The organism is Mycobacterium sp. BMJ-28 (assembly GCF_054404835.1).
Genome location: NZ_CM136783.1, coordinates 4607014 through 4621716, shown reverse-complemented (window position 1 = coordinate 4621716; position 14703 = coordinate 4607014). Strand labels below are relative to the sequence as shown.

General features: G+C 66.5%; 12 protein-coding genes and 1 tRNA gene. 8 read left to right on the top strand and 5 right to left on the bottom strand.

Annotated elements, in window-relative coordinates; genetic code table 11:
• Nucleotides 1–12 precede the first annotated feature (12 nt).
• The 3 genes from ACXPWS_RS22910 to ACXPWS_RS22900 all read left to right on the top strand — a co-directional run bounded on the left by ACXPWS_RS22910 (nucleotide 13) and on the right by ACXPWS_RS22900 (nucleotide 2843).
• Nucleotides 13–2106 (top strand): ATP-dependent DNA helicase UvrD2, encoded by a 2094-nt coding sequence (locus ACXPWS_RS22910; RefSeq protein WP_458708850.1) that lies wholly within the window; start codon nucleotides 13–15, stop codon nucleotides 2104–2106.
• A gap of 116 nt (nucleotides 2107–2222) precedes the next feature.
• Nucleotides 2223–2420, top strand: coding sequence for a hypothetical protein (locus ACXPWS_RS22905; RefSeq protein WP_458708849.1), 198 nt, complete (start codon nucleotides 2223–2225; stop codon nucleotides 2418–2420).
• A 144-nt stretch (nucleotides 2421–2564) separates the two neighbouring features.
• The gene (locus ACXPWS_RS22900) at nucleotides 2565–2843 is read left to right on the top strand and encodes a WhiB family transcriptional regulator (protein WP_458708848.1); all 279 of its coding nucleotides are present in this window, start codon (nucleotides 2565–2567) and stop codon (nucleotides 2841–2843) included.
• A gap of 27 nt (nucleotides 2844–2870) precedes the next feature.
• Here the strand turns inward: ACXPWS_RS22900 and ACXPWS_RS22895 are convergent, their stop codons facing one another.
• From ACXPWS_RS22895 to ACXPWS_RS22885, 3 genes are read right to left on the bottom strand one after another with little or no spacing between them, the layout of a single operon-like run.
• Nucleotides 2871–4208, bottom strand: coding sequence for a macrolide-binding ATPase MABP-1 (locus ACXPWS_RS22895; protein WP_458708847.1), 1338 nt, complete (start codon nucleotides 4206–4208; stop codon nucleotides 2871–2873).
• Nucleotides 4209–4248: 40 nt separating this feature from the next.
• Complete coding sequence (locus tag ACXPWS_RS22890) at nucleotides 4249–5100, bottom strand: cyclodehydratase (protein WP_458708846.1); 852 nt, start codon at nucleotides 5098–5100, stop codon at nucleotides 4249–4251.
• Between the two features lie 35 nt (nucleotides 5101–5135).
• Nucleotides 5136–6509 (bottom strand): zinc-dependent metalloprotease, encoded by a 1374-nt coding sequence (locus tag ACXPWS_RS22885; RefSeq protein WP_458708845.1) that lies wholly within the window; start codon nucleotides 6507–6509, stop codon nucleotides 5136–5138.
• A gap of 63 nt (nucleotides 6510–6572) precedes the next feature.
• Here ACXPWS_RS22885 and ACXPWS_RS22880 point away from each other — a divergent pair, with 63 nt between their 5' ends.
• From ACXPWS_RS22880 to ACXPWS_RS22860, 5 genes are all read left to right on the top strand, one after another.
• On the top strand, nucleotides 6573–7613 hold the full coding sequence (locus ACXPWS_RS22880) for a YlbL family protein (protein ID WP_458708844.1): 1041 nt from the start codon (nucleotides 6573–6575) through the stop codon (nucleotides 7611–7613).
• Nucleotides 7614–7702: 89 nt separating this feature from the next.
• A complete protein-coding gene (locus ACXPWS_RS22875; protein ID WP_458708843.1) occupies nucleotides 7703–10702 on the top strand; it encodes a UPF0182 family protein in 3000 nt (999 codons plus the stop codon).
• 159 nt (nucleotides 10703–10861) lie between these two features.
• On the top strand, nucleotides 10862–12247 hold the full coding sequence (locus ACXPWS_RS22870) for an FAD-binding oxidoreductase (RefSeq protein ID WP_458708842.1): 1386 nt from the start codon (nucleotides 10862–10864) through the stop codon (nucleotides 12245–12247).
• Nucleotides 12248–12320: 73 nt separating this feature from the next.
• Nucleotides 12321–12397 (top strand) — tRNA-Met (locus tag ACXPWS_RS22865).
• Between the two features lie 554 nt (nucleotides 12398–12951).
• Nucleotides 12952–13212: a hypothetical protein gene (locus ACXPWS_RS22860; protein WP_458708841.1), complete on the top strand. Its 261-nt coding sequence runs from the start codon at nucleotides 12952–12954 to the stop codon at nucleotides 13210–13212.
• 67 nt (nucleotides 13213–13279) lie between these two features.
• Here the strand turns inward: ACXPWS_RS22860 and ACXPWS_RS22855 are convergent, their stop codons facing one another.
• A complete protein-coding gene (locus ACXPWS_RS22855) occupies nucleotides 13280–13552 on the bottom strand; it encodes a hypothetical protein (protein ID WP_458708840.1) in 273 nt (90 codons plus the stop codon).
• A 49-nt stretch (nucleotides 13553–13601) separates the two neighbouring features.
• Entirely contained in the window at nucleotides 13602–14675 is a 1074-nt protein-coding gene (locus ACXPWS_RS22850) for an NAD(P)H-dependent amine dehydrogenase family protein (protein WP_458708839.1), read from the bottom strand.
• Nucleotides 14676–14703: the final 28 nt, after the last annotated feature.

The window sequence follows — 14703 nt, the reverse complement described above, 5'->3', positions numbered from 1 at the left end:
ATGATGGACGCCATGCCGTCCGTCGACAGTCTGCTCGTCGATCTGGACGACGAGCAGCGGGAGGCCGTCCTGGCTCCGCGCGGGCCGGTGTGTGTGCTGGCTGGCGCGGGCACCGGGAAGACCCGCACCATCACCCGGCGCATCGCCCATCTGGTGGCCGCGGGCCATGTGTCGCCCGGCCAGGTGCTGGCGGTGACGTTCACCGCACGGGCGGCCGGGGAGATGCGCGCCCGGCTGCGGACCCTGGGCGAGGAGTCCGGGGTGGGCACCGCGGCGGTGCAGGCAGTCACCTTCCACGCCGCGGCGCGTAGGCAGCTGCAGTACTTCTGGCCCAGAGTGGTCGGCAACACCGACTGGCAGTTGCTCGACAGCAAGTTCGCCGTGGTGGCCCAGGCCGCCAATCGCGCTGCGCTGCATGCCAGTACCGACGATGTGCGCGACCTGGCCGGTGAGATCGAATGGGCCAAGGCGTCGCTGATCACGCCCGAGGGATACGCCGCCGCGGTCGCCAAGGTCGGTCGCGACATTCCCAAGGATGCGGCCACCGTGGCCAAGGTTTACGACAGTTACGAACACCTCAAGGCGCACCGCGACGGCACCGCGCTGCTGGACTTCGACGATCTGCTGCTGCACACCGCGGCGGCCATCGAGAACGACGCCGCGGTTGCGGCCGAATTCCGGGACCGCTACCGGTGTTTCGTCGTCGATGAGTATCAGGACGTCACGCCGTTGCAGCAGCGGGTGCTCAACGCCTGGCTCGGTGACCGCGATGACCTGACCGTGGTCGGCGACGCGAACCAGACCATCTACTCGTTCACCGGTGCCACCCCGCGGTTCCTGCTCGACTTCTCCCGGCGCTTCCCGGACGCCACCGTGGTACGGCTGGAACGGGACTACCGGTCCACGCCACAGGTCGTGTCGCTGGCCAACCAGGTGATCGCCGCGGCCCGCGGCCGGATGGCCGGCAGCAAATTACACCTGATCGGCCAGCGGGAGCCGGGGCCCAAACCGTCGTTCACCGAGCATCCCGACGAGGCGGCCGAAGCCACCGCGGTGGCCAAGCGTGTCGCCAAGCTCATCGAATCCGGAACGCCCGCATCCGAAATCGCGGTGTTGTACCGGATCAACGCGCAGTCCGAGGTGTACGAGGAGGCGCTCACCGAGGCCGGGATCGCCTTCCAGGTGCGCGGCGGGGAGGGGTTCTTCAGCCGCCAGGAAGTTCGCCAGGCGCTACTGGCCATGCAGCGCGCCGCCGGCGCCGAACACCAGGGCGAGCTGCCGCAGGTCGTCCGCGCGCTGCTGGAACCGCTCGGGCTGACCGTCGAACCGCCGACCGGCACCAAGGCGCGGGAGCGCTGGGAGGCGCTGGCCGCGCTCGCCGAACTGGTGGATGACGAAGTCTCGCAACGGCCTTCGCTGGATCTTCCCGCTCTGCTGGCCGAACTGCGGCAACGCGCCCAGTCCCGGCACCCACCGGTGGTGCAGGGCGTGACGCTGGCGTCACTGCACGCCGCCAAGGGGCTGGAGTGGGACGCGGTGTTCCTGGTCGGGCTGGCCGACGGCACCCTGCCCATCTCGCACGCCTTGTCGCACGGCCCCGACAGCGAGCCGGTGGAAGAGGAGCGGCGCCTGCTCTACGTCGGAATCACAAGGGCGCGTGTGCATCTGACGCTGAGCTGGGCGCTGGCGCGAGCCGCGGGCGGCAGGCAGGGCCGCCGGCCGTCACGATTCCTCAACGGGGTGGCCCCGCAGTCCCCGGCCGATGCGCCCGCCAATCGCGCCCGCAAACCCCGGGGCCCGGCCCCACGGTGCCGGGTGTGCAACAAGACGCTGGACACCCCGACGGCGATCACCCTGCGCCGCTGCGAGAGCTGTCCGTCCGATATCGACGAGGCACTGCTGGCCGAACTCAAGGAATGGCGGCTGCGCACCTCCAAAGAGCTGAGCGTGCCGGCCTATGTGGTGTTCACCGACAACACCCTGATCGCGATCGCCGAAACGCTGCCGACCGACGAGACAGCGCTGGTGTCCATACCCGGTATCGGCGCCCGCAAGCTCGAGCAGTACGGCCCGGATGTGCTGGCGTTGGTAAAGAATCGGCCATAGGTCGCTCAGATTCTGCCAAAACCGCAGGTCAGAAAATTGCTTGTGGGATTGCGCTGTTACGATCTACGCTCAGATCACCGATTCTGTGCAGCACGTCGAAAGGAGGGACCAACATCATGATTTTCACATCAGCCTTCAGCGGCGTACACGCCGGTGCTGCGGCGAAGCCGTCGATGCAGTGGTCCTTTCATCCGGCTGCGCCCGTCGTCGCTTCCGCCCATCGAGCTGGTTGGGCGCTCACTGCCATCAACCCGCAGTACAAGCGCCGCACCGCCGCCGCGACATCAACGTCCGTGAGCTGGGGCACCACTTAGGTAGCCCCCGACACGCCGAAAAGGCCACGGACCCGATGTCAGTCGGATCCGTGGCCATTGTTTTCGGTACACCACCTGAAAACCCTGGTCACCGGTCCGCAGCAAGACCGACACCGATACAACGACCAGGAAGTAGGGAAAGACATGTCGGACATGACATGCCGGGAACTCGTACTGCCCGCGGTGCCGTGCCATGTGGGGGATCCAGACCTGTGGTTCGCCGAGAGCCCGGTCGACCTTGAGCAGGCCAAGGCGCTGTGCGCCGAGTGCCCCATACGCGACCTGTGCCTGTCCGAGGCGCTGGAGCGCCAGGAGCCATGGGGCGTCTGGGGTGGGGAGATCCTCGAGCGGGGCGCCGTCGTGGCGCGCAAGCGTCCACGGGGCCGCCCGCGTAAGGACACCCGGGAAGGGCAGGCGGCCTAGCGCAAGCTAGGCCGCCTGGCCATCAGTTCAGGCCGCTTCCTCGTCGGCGAAGCCGGGAACCAGCTCCGTCGCAAGCGATTTCATCGGGACGTGCGCGTCGAGCTGGCAGCAGATCGCGATCGTCGAGGCGATCACGCGCAGCGGGATGGCCAGCTGAGCCGGCAGGTCGAGCTGCCGGGCCATCTTGATCTGGGCCACCGAGTTGTCCATCTGACCGGCGGCCATCTTCTGCAACCACCGACGGTTGTAATGGAAGACGTCGACCTCGATGGGCTGCACGTACTGGCGCAGCATGTCATCGACCTCGTCCGCGGAGACCTGTTGCCCCTTCTGGATGAAGCCCGCCGCTTCCATTGCAGGCAGCGCCTCCGCGTAGTTCTTGTCGCGGGCCAGCCGGATCGTCTGCCCGAGCGCGACCGGGAAACCGCCGGGCAGCGGGGCCACCGCGCCGAAGTCGATGACGCCCATCCGGCCGTCGGGCAGCAGCATGAAATTGCCGGGGTGGGCGTCGCCGTGCATCATGTTCAGCCGCTTGGGGGCGCCGAACGTGAGTTCGGTGAGCCGGGTGCCCATCAGGTCGCGCTGCTCGGGTGTGCCCTCGCGGATGATCACCGACATGGGGATGCCGTCCATCCACTCGGCGATGACGACCTTCGGGGCGCTGGCCACGATGTGCGGAATGGCGAAATGCGGATCGTTCTCGTACGCCTTGGCGAAGGCGCGCTGGTTGTCGGCCTCCAGCCGGTAGTCCAATTCCATCTCGGTGCGGTTGATCAGCTCCTCGACCACGCCCTGCACGTCGGCGCCCGGGGCCAGCTGCTTGAACACACCGACCAGGCGCTGAATGGTCTTCAAATCCGCACGCAGCGCCTCGTCGGCGCCGGGGTACTGGATCTTGACGGCGACCTCACGCCCGTCGGACCAGACCGCCTTGTGCACCTGGCCGATGCTCGCCGAGGCGATCGGGGTGTCGTCGAAGGAGGCGAAACGGTCCCGCCACTTGGTGCCCAGCTGGGCGTCCAGGACGCGGTGCACCTTGGCCGCGGGCAGTGGTGGCGCTTCACGCTGGAGTTTGGTCAGCGCCTCGCGGTAGGGCTTGCCGTATTGCTCGGGGATGGCGGCTTCCATCACCGACAGTGCCTGGCCCACCTTCATGGCGCCGCCCTTGAGCTCACCCAACACGGTGAACATCTGCTGGGCCGCCTTGTCCATCAGTTCGGCGGTGACCTCGTCCTTGGACTTGCCGGTAAGGCGCTTGCCGAAGCCGAGGGCAGCACGGCCGGCGAAACCTACCGGTAGGGACGCGAGCTTGGCGTTGCGCGCCACGCTCCCACGCTTGATATCAGCCACGCTTCCATCATCCACGACAACCTGGAGATGCTCTAACGAACTGGGACCGGCAATGTCAGCAGGGACAGCCCGGGTGCCGTGACCAGCGCCGGGCCAGCACCGCGCCGCTGCCGACATCGAACTCCAGGGTGGTGTCCAGCGTCATCGGCGGTTCCGGGGTGCCCAGCGGGTCGTCTCCGCAACGCAGGGCGCGGACCACCCGGTCCACCTGATTGAGCGCCAGCGCCGCGGTGCCCATCAGGGTGGCGCGGTCGGCCGCCCCGACCGTGTGGCGCAGTTGGGCAGCCACCGCCGGCCAGGCCGCATCGCGATCGCGGCGGTGCCGGTCGGCGCAGGACAGGCATGAGGTGACGCCGGGAATCACCAGTGGCCCGACCAGACCGGTGCCGTCGCGGACCCGGACCGGCAAGTGCGGCACATCGGCGGCATGCAGATCGCGCACCACCCGCGGGTCGGCGATCAGGGCGTCGGTGAGCACCACCAGGTCGGCGCGGTCGGCGGTCACCACCGCATGCGGCTGGCTGCTCTGGGTCACCCGGGTGCTCGAGCAGCGCAGGGCGCCGGTCAGCAGGTCCGACAGCGGCCCGCGGCCGTGGATCCGGATGGTCACCGACCGGGCGGCCGCGCGCCGGGCGGTCAGTACCCCGGCTCGGCGCAGCGCGTCGAGCAGATCGGTGACGACGCCGGCGCCCGCGCTGTCAGGCACGCCCAGCTGCGTTGCGCGGGTACACAATTCGTCCTCGGTCGCCGCAGTCTGCAGGCCGCGCAACAACGCGGCCAGTGTGGTGGCCGTCAGGCCGGCGGGGGGAGTGACCACGACGGCCCGGCGCGGATCCCAGCCCACCTGCACCGTGTCATCCGGTCGCAGCAGCACCGGCATCGACGGGTTGAGCTGGTAGTGCGTCATGCACCGACTGTGCCACGGTCGGGCGGTTGCCCGCCTCAGTTATCCACAGGCCCTTCGGGGCCGCGGTTCGCCTCATCTTCGAGCTTGGCCAGCGCCTCGTCGATCCCGCTGGTGTCACCGCCGATGGTCCGATCGATGAACGCGGCCGGCTCGTCGAGATCGTCGGGGCCGGGCAGCAGGTCGGGATGCTGCCAGACGGCGTCGCGGGCGTCGGCCCCGACGGCCTCGGTGAGCTTCTCCCACAGCACCGCCGCCTCACGCAGCTTGCGCGGACGCAACTCCAGGCCCACCAGGGTGGCGAAGGTCTGCTCGGCCGGCCCGCCGGTGGCCCGGCGTCGCCGCAGCGTCTCCGAGAGTGCCGCGGTGCCGGGGATGCGGTCGCCGAGGGCCGCGGTGACCACCGTCTGTACCCAGCCCTCGATGAGGGCGAGCAGGGTTTCCAGCCGTTCCAGCGCGGCGACCTGTTCCGGGGTGGCCTTGGGCTCGAACATGCCCTGGCTGAGCAGCTGTTCCATGGCGGCCGGGTCGGCCAGCATGGCCGGGTTGATCCCGCTGGCCATGTCCTCGATGCCGCTCATGTCGATCTTCATGCCCTTGGCGAACGCCTCGACGGCGCTCAGCAGCTGGCTCGACAGCCAAGGGACATGACTGAACAGCCGGTGATGAGCGGCCTCGCGGGCGGCCAGGAAGGTCAGTACCTCGCTGCGTGGCTGTTCAAGCCCTTCCGACAAACTCTCGACGGCCTCGGGCAGCAGCGCCGCGACACCCTTGGGGCCCAGCGGCAGGCCGATATCGGTCGAGGTGAGCACCTCCTTGGACAGTTTGCCCAGCGCCTGGCCGAGCTGGCTGCCGAACGCCATGCCGCCCATCTGCGACATCATCGCCAGCAGCGGGCCGGCCATGGTCTTGGCCTCCTCGGGCAACGCCGAGGCCCAGACCGTCGAGATCTGTTCGGCAACCGGGTCGCACAGCCGCTTCCAGGTGTTCAGGGTGTTGTCGATCCAGTCGGTGGGCGTCCAGGCCACCGCCTTGGTGGTGCCGGCCGGCAGCGGCGTCACGCCGTCGAGCCACGTCTCGGCCAGGTGCACGGCATCGGAGATGGCCACGCCGGTCTTCTCCGACACCGGCGCGACGAATCCGATGGCGCTGGACGCCAGCTGACGGGCCAGGTCATAGTTCACCGGACCGGCCTGCTGGCCGGTGTTCATCACATTGCCTGCGCCGCTGAACATTTCGCCTAGTTTGGAGAAGATCTGGCCCAGATCGGCCATGTCGAATCCGCCTCCGCCCAGGCCGAACGGGTCCGCGCCAGAGCCCTCACCGGGGTTTTCTTTGCGCTTGTCGCGGTCGGGGTCATCCCCGTGGGAGAAGCCGAAGGGCAGGTCAGCCATGGCTTCAACGGTACTCACACCTGGCCGCCGACGTGGGGCCGCGGGTCACGCTGTGGGTGAACGCGCTCTACTGTTGGCGGCGTGAACAGGCGGATTATGACGCTGGTGGTCGCGCTGGTGCCGATCGTGGCGTTCGGTGTGCTGCTGTCGTTGGTGACGGTGCCGTACGTGTCGCTGGGCCCGGGCCCGACCTTCAACACCCTCGGTGAGGTGGACGGCAAGCAGGTCGTCGATATCAAGAGCACCGACAGCACCGCCGGCTCCATCGTCCATCCCACCTCGGGTCACCTGAACATGACCACGGTGTCGCAGCGCGACGGCCTCACCCTCGGCGAGGCACTCGCACTGTGGATGTCGGGGCGGGATCAGCTGGTGCCGCGCGACCTGGTCTATCCGCCGGACAAGTCCAAGGACGACATCGACAAGGCCAACACGAACGAATTCAAGTCCTCGGAGGACAACGCGGAATACGCGGCGCTGGGCTACCTCAAATATCCCAAGGCGGTGACGGTGCAGTCGGTCACCGACCCCGGGCCGTCGGCGGGCAAGCTCAAAGATGGTGACGCCATCGACATGGTGAACAACGTCGAGGTGCCCACCATGGAGGCCTTCCAGGCGATCGTGAAGGCCACCAAGCCCGGAGACCAGATGGTCATCGACTACCGGCGCAAGAATCAACCGGCCGGCACCGTCACCGTCACGCTCGGCTCCAACCCGGACCGCGACCACGGGTTCCTCGGAATCGGTGTGCTCGATGCACCGTGGGCCCCCTTCGACATCGAGTTCAACCTGGCCAATATCGGCGGGCCGTCGGCCGGCCTGATGTTCAGCCTCGCCGTCGTCGACAAACTCACCACCGGTGACCTCAACGACGGGAAGTTCGTCGCGGGAACGGGCACCATCAGCGCCGACGGTGAGGTCGGCGCCATCGGCGGCATCACGCACAAGATGATGGCGGCCCAGGATGCCGGCGCCAGCGTGTTCCTGGTGCCCGCCGACAACTGTGCCGAGGCGCTGACGGCGCGCGACGACCGGCTGCAGCTGATCAAGGTGGACACTCTGACCACGGCCGTGGACGCGTTGCACACCATTTCTGCCGGTGGCGAACCACCCCGTTGCTGAGAATGCCCTTGGCGGGCGATGCGTAGAGTTGTTGCAGTTGTGGCCCCTGATCGTGCCGGCGGCCACGGACCACAGACTGGAGTTGACGAGTGGGAATGCGGCCCGCGGCGCGAATGCCGAAGCTGACACGACGTAGCCGGTTCCTCATCGGGGTGGCTTTGGCCGTCGTGGTGCTGCTACTGGTGGGACCACGGTTCATCGACGCTTATGTCGATTGGCTGTGGTTCGGCGAGCTGGGGTACCGGTCGGTGTTCACCACCACGCTGGTCACCAAGTTGGTGCTGTTCGTGGCGGCGACGGTGGTGATGGGCGCGCTGGTCTTCGCCGGGATGACGCTGGCGTATCGCACCCGCCCGGTGTTCGTGCCGTCCGCCGGGCCCAACGACCCGATCGCGCGGTACCGCACGACGGTGATGAGCCGGTTGCGACTGTTCGGCATCGGCATCCCGGTGGTCGTGGGCGGGTTCGCCGGTCTGTTCGCCTACAACTCGTGGACGACGGTGCAGCTGTTCCTGCACGGCGGAGACTTCGGTGTCACCGACCCGCAGTTCGGCAGGGACCTCGGTTTCTACGCCTTCGATCTGCCGTTCTACCGGTGGGTGCTCAACTTCCTGTTCGCCGGTGTGTTCATCGCGTTCCTGGCGAATCTGGTGGGCCACTACCTGTTCGGCGGGATCCGGCTGTCCGGGCGCACCGGTGTGCTCACCAAGGCCGCCCGCATTCAGCTGGTGGCGCTGGCCGGCACTCTGGTGTTGTTCAAGGCCGCCGCCTACTGGCTGGACCGCTACGAACTGCTGAGCAACACCCGCGGCGGCAAGCCCTTCACCGGTGCCGGCTACACCGACATCAACGCGGTGCTGCCGGCCAAGCTGATCCTGCTGGCCATCGCGCTGATCTGCGCGGTCGCCGTGTTCTCCGCGCTGGTATTGCGGGATCTGCGCATCCCCGCCATCGGGCTGGTGCTGTTGCTGCTGTCCTCGCTCATCGTCGGTGCGGGCTGGCCGATGATCGTCGAGCAGTTCAGCGTCAAACCCAATGCGGCGCAGAAGGAAAGCGAATACATCAGTCGCAGTATCACGGCGACCAGACAGGCCTACGGGCTGACCGATCAGAACGTGACCTACCGTGACTACAGCGGTAACGCGGCGACGACCGCCCAGCAGGTGGCGGCCGACCGTTCGACGACGTCGAACATCCGGCTGCTGGATCCGACGATCGTCAGCCCGGCGTTCACCCAGTTCCAGCAGGGCAAGAACTTCTACAGCTTCCCCGAGCAGCTGGCCATGGACCGCTATGTCGGTCCGGACGGCAACCTGCGTGACTTCGTCGTCGCCGCCCGCGAACTCAATCCCGAGCGGTTGATCGACAACCAGCGCGACTGGATCAACCGGCACACCGTGTACACGCACGGCAACGGTTTCATCGCCTCGCCGGCCAACACCGTGCGCGGCGTGGCCAACGATCCCAACCAGAACGGCGGCTACCCGGAGTTCCTGGCCAGTGTGGTCGGCGCCAACGGCAGCGTGGTGTCACCCGGTCCGGCGCCACTGGATCAGCCGCGGGTCTACTTCGGCCCGGTGATCGCCAGCGCGCCCGGGGATTACGCGATCGTCGGCCGCAACGGCGGTGACCGCGAATACGACTACGAGACCAACACCGACACCAAGAACTACACCTACACCGGTGCCGGTGGCGTGCCGATCGGCAACTGGCTGTCGCGCAGCGTGTTCGCCGCGAAGTTCGCCGAACGGAACTTCTTGTTCTCCAACGTGATCGGTTCCAACAGCAGGATCCTGTTCAACCGCGATCCGTCCGAGCGCGTGTCGGCGGTGGCACCGTGGCTCACCACCGACAACGGGGTGTACCCGGCCATCGTCAACAAGCGGATGGTGTGGATCGTCGACGGGTACACCACGCTGGACAACTACCCGTATTCGGAGCTGACGTCGCTGTCCAGCGCCACGATCGACTCCAACGAGGTGGCGGTCAATCGCCTGCTTCCGGACAAGCAGGTGTCCTACATCCGCAACTCGGTGAAGGCCACCGTCGACGCCTACGACGGCACCGTCACGTTGTACGCGCAGGATGAGACCGATCCGGTGCTGAAGGCATGGATGTCGGTGTTCCCGGGCACGGTGAAACCCAAATCCGACATGTCCCCGGAGCTGCAGGCCCACCTGCGCTACCCGGAGGACCTGTTCAAGGTGCAGCGCCAGCTGCTGGCCCGCTACCACGTGAACGACCCGGTGACGTTCTTCTCCACCTCGGACTTCTGGGATGTTCCCCTTGATCCCAATCCGACCGCGAGCAGCTATCAGCCGCCGTATTACATCGTCGCCAAAGACATTGCCCAGAACGACAGTTCGGCGTCATTCCAGCTGACCAGTGCGATGAACCGGTTCCGGCGTGACTTCCTGGCCGCCTATATCAGCGCCAGTTCGGATCCACAGTCGTACGGCAAGATCACCGTGCTCACCATTCCCGGTCAGGTCAACGGCCCGAAGCTGGCGTTCAACGCGATCAGTACCGATACCGCGGTCAGTCAGGACCTCGGTGTCATCGGCCGGGACAACCAGAACCGGATCCGGTGGGGCAATCTGCTGACCTTGCCGGTCAGTGAGGGCGGCCTGCTGTACGTGGCACCCGTCTACGCCTCACCCGGGGCCAGTGACGCCGCCTCGTCGTACCCACGGCTGATCCGGGTGGCGATGATGTACAACGACAAGGTCGGCTACGGCCCGACCGTCGGGGATGCGCTGACGGAGATCTTCGGGCCCGGTGCGGCCGCCACGGCCACCGGCCCGGCGCCCGCGGACGTCCCCGGTGCCAAACCGCCGGCGTCGCCGCCCGCGGCGCAGCCTCCTGCGACCCCGCCGCGGCAGGGCCAGGCGCCGGAGGTGCCGGTTCCGGTGGCGGCGTTGCCCGGTGGTGGGGCCCAACTGTCGGCCGCCAAAGCCGCTGCACTGCAGGATGTGAACACCGCGCTGGAGGCGGTGCAGCAGGCTCAGCACAACGGCAACTTCGCCGACTACGGTGACGCGCTGCAGAAGCTCGACGACGCGATGAACAAGTACCGCGACACCAAGTAGTCATCGTGATTGTGCGGTTTCATGCGCGGCTCGCCGCCGCGCGGGTATGAAACCGCACAATCACGCGGTGTAACCGAGACTTGGAATGTGTTCCAAGAAGATCCCAAGTGGGTTCGGACATTCTTTCGCCTGTCATTTGTGCATGGTGAAAGGACTCCGATGACCCTGGCCGAAACTGTCGGCGATGATGCGCTGTCGACATTGCCCGACCACCTCAGCGCAATCGTCGCGCTGCCCGGCGAGGCCGGCTATGAACGGTGTGCCCCCTGGAATCTCGCCGCCTCGGTGCGGCCGGCGGCGGTGGTGTTCGCCACGGCGGCGCATCACGTCGCCGAGACGGTGCGTTTCGCCGCCGAGCACGGGCTGCGGGTTACCGTGCAGTGCACCGGACACGGCGCGGTACCGGTCACGGGGGACACCATCCTGGTGCTCACCTCGGCGATGTCCGAATGCATGGTCGACGTCGCCGCCCGCACCGCCCGGGTGGCCGCGGGAACCACGTGGCAGCACGTGATCGATGCGGCCGCCCCGTATGGTCTTGCGCCGCTGTGTGGATCGGCGCCAGGGGTTGGCGTCGTCGGCTTCCTCACCGGTGCCGGTATCGGCCCGCTGGTGCGCAGCGTGGGCGTGTCCTCCGACCATGTGCGGTCCTTCGATGTGGTGACCGGGGCGGGGGAGTTGTTGCACGTGACAGCGGATACGTATCCAGAACTGTTCTGGGGCCTGCGGGGCGGAAAGTCGACGCTGGGGATTGTCACCGCGCTGGAGATCGACCTGCTGCCGATCCCCGAATTCTACGGAGGGGCCCTTTATTTCGACGGTGACGAGGCGCCCGCCGTGCTGCGGGCCTGGCATGGCTGGTGCGCGGGACTGCCCGAGAACGTCAACACCTCGATCGCCCTGCAGCGGTTGCCACCGCTGCCCGGTGTGCCCGAGCCGCTGGCCGGCCGGCTGACGGTCGCGGTCCGCTACGCCGCGCTCGACGATTTCGCGGAGGCGGCAACGCTTCTGGAGCCGCTACGGGCGGTGGGGACTCCCATGCTGGACACCATCGATGTGCTGCCGTACGCCGCGATCGGCGCCGTGCATGCCGATCCGGTCGATCCGATGCCGGTGCACGAGGCGCAGACGTTGTTGCGCGAACTGACCTCTGATGCCGTGGATATCCTGCTCGCCGCGGCCGGGCCGGGTTCGGCGTCGGCGCAGACCATCGTGGAGGTCCGGATGCTGGGCGGCGCCTTCGCTCGCCAAGCAGAGCACAGTAGCGCGTTCTGCCATCGCAACGCCGCGTACGCGGTCACCACCATCGGCGTCCCTGCGGGGCCCACCGCTGAGCTGGTGGCGGCCCAAGCGGGGGCCCTGGGCCGGGCACTGGCGCCGTGGTCCACGGGCGGCTTGCTGCCGAACTTCGCGTCCTCAGCCGACCCTGAGCGGCTGGCACGGGTCTATGACGAGGACACCCGGGACTGGTTGGCGACGCTGGCCGACCGATTCGACCCGCACGGAGTGTTCCGCACCGGCCAGGCGGTGCGTTCCCCGGCCTGAAAATGAGCCGAAAACGCCTCTGAACACTCGATTTGGAGGTCTGCTCGCCCTTCGGTAACGTTGTATTCACCAACGCGGGGTGGAGCAGCTCGGTAGCTCGCTGGGCTCATAACCCAGAGGTCGCAGGTTCGAATCCTGTCCCCGCTACCAGTAGGAACGGCCCCTGGAGACTTCTCCGGGGGCCGTTTTCATCGGGCTTGTGAACGGATTTGTGAACGTCAGGATTCCTGACTAACGACCTTCACGCGTGATGAGCGCAAGTGAGGCACAAAGTTCTCTAGCACCAAATCTGTGCTCGGTTTGATCTGTCCAGCGCGCGGGCGTCGCAGCGGTGAGCCGCATGTGATGGGCGAGTGGCGCGTGCCGCCGCGCGTGGCTGTGCGCAGCGGCAGAGCTGGCGGTCTGCTGGGCCCCATGGCTCACCAAGATCGGCCATTTCCCGGTATGAACCGTTCACCTCGCTGCGGGGCCACCACATGATGGTTGTCGGATCCGTTGCATGTGTCGTACCACCGTGCGGTGCTGTAGAGATACTCGGTGGTTTTCATGGTGGCGCCAGGAACCGCCGCTGCGGCAAGGGCATGTGCTTTGAAAGCGCGGGCCGCGCCGCTAAGTCGATGGTGCCGCCTGGCAAGTTGACCGTGCAGGTCGTTGGGGATTAACGGGCCCCAGAAGGCGACCTCGATCGCACCATGGTGTAGGGCTTGAAGAACCACGTCGCGAACGTGGTCGTTGTTCTCGAAGATGCCGGGTGCGAGGGCAATAGACGCGGTTATGCCGCCGTCGTTTATCGATCCGAGGCGTTGATGGGTCGCGAGGCTGGTGACTCCGAGGATCTGCAGTGGGCGGAGGTCACACGGTTCGGCGATGGCCACACAGACATCCCAACCGGCGAGGATCCGATCACAGAGCCACCCTCCGGCCGAGTCGACCAGCTCGCCGATATCACGGGCTACGACGCATAGTTGGTAGCGGGTGGAGCTGAATACGGATAGCCGCTCTCGGCCGGGATGTCCCATTGCGATCTTGCTCCTAGGTCCGCGCCGTGGCGAGCGCGGCCGACCATCGGTAGTCGGCCTTTCCAGCGGGCGAACGGATGATCATCGGCGCGCGGATGAATGCCTTGGGGATCTTGTAGTCGGCGAAGTCACCTCGGCAGGTGTCGATGAATTCGATGTCGGTGACGGATGTTTCGGAGTTCTGTCTTGTCAGGATCGTCCAGGTAGCCCAGCGAGATGAGATCGCGTCGAGCAAGCCAACCGTCTCCGTCGCCGGGAGCGAGAATTCCGTCACGTGGTATGTCATCGGTGCGGCACTTTGAGTCCTGGTAACCGGCCGCGTCCGTGGCGGGCCGCTAAAGCTTGAACCGCCCGGCGAAGCCGCGCAGCGGCAGGTCGGCGCTGGTGATGATGCCCGGCGCTGCGGCGACGACGGACTTGATGGCGTTGATTGCCGGCATGCCGGTGACGGTCATGCCGATGGACGCAAAGTTGTCGGGATTGGACAGATCAACGCCGGGTTTGGGGAAGATCATGTGCTTGTTGTAGATATTCGGGTCCCCCTTGATCTGAGTGATGTAGCAGCCCTTGATATCCCAACTCGGATCGGTGTGCGGAGTCATCTGCCACTCAAGGTGCGTTTCGACGCGCGGCACACCGTCGACCGTGCCCACGTACTTGATGTAGTTGGCGCCCAGGGAGCCTTTCGGCATTTGGTACCAGCCAAGGTCGACGTCCTTCGTGCAGGCGCCGAGTTCGTATTCGAACTTCACCTCGTCGAGTTCCAACCCGAAACAGTCGGCCATCATGTAGACCGAGTCGGCGAAGACCTCGGTGTATTTCCGCAGCCTGCCCGGAATGGAGGGATCGTCGACGGGAAGGCCATACCCGACCTCGATCCAAGTGTCCTTGGAATGGTGGCAGGACACGTCGACAGACTCGAGGGTGATGATGTTCTCGATCTCGGCGACGTCGGCCGAGCAAGCCACGCCGAGGATCTGATTCAATCCGGGGTTCATTCCGGTGCCGTAGAACGTGGAACCGCCCTTCTGGCAGGCCTCTTGGAGCAGCTGGGTGACGGGCTTCCCAGAGGGGTGCGGGTGGTTGGTGTCGCGGTGAAAGCCGGTGATCCAGTCAGCAGTGGTGACGATGTTGATGCCCGATTCAAGGACTTTGACGTACAGGTCCTCGTCGGGGAACACGCCGTGGAAGGTCAGTACGTCGGGTTTGGCTGCAATGATTTCCTCGACTGTGCCGGTGGCGATCACTCCGTTGGGTGCCAGGCCCGCGAGTTCGCCGGAGTCCTTACCGATCTTGTCCGGTGAATAGCAGTGCACACCAATGAGTTCGAGGTCCGGTTGATGGGCGATTCGCTTGATCATCTCCGAGCCGACGTTGCCGGTCGCGACCTGGAAAACTGAAATGGGCATGGTGAAGCCTTTCTTGAAGGTGGTTGTC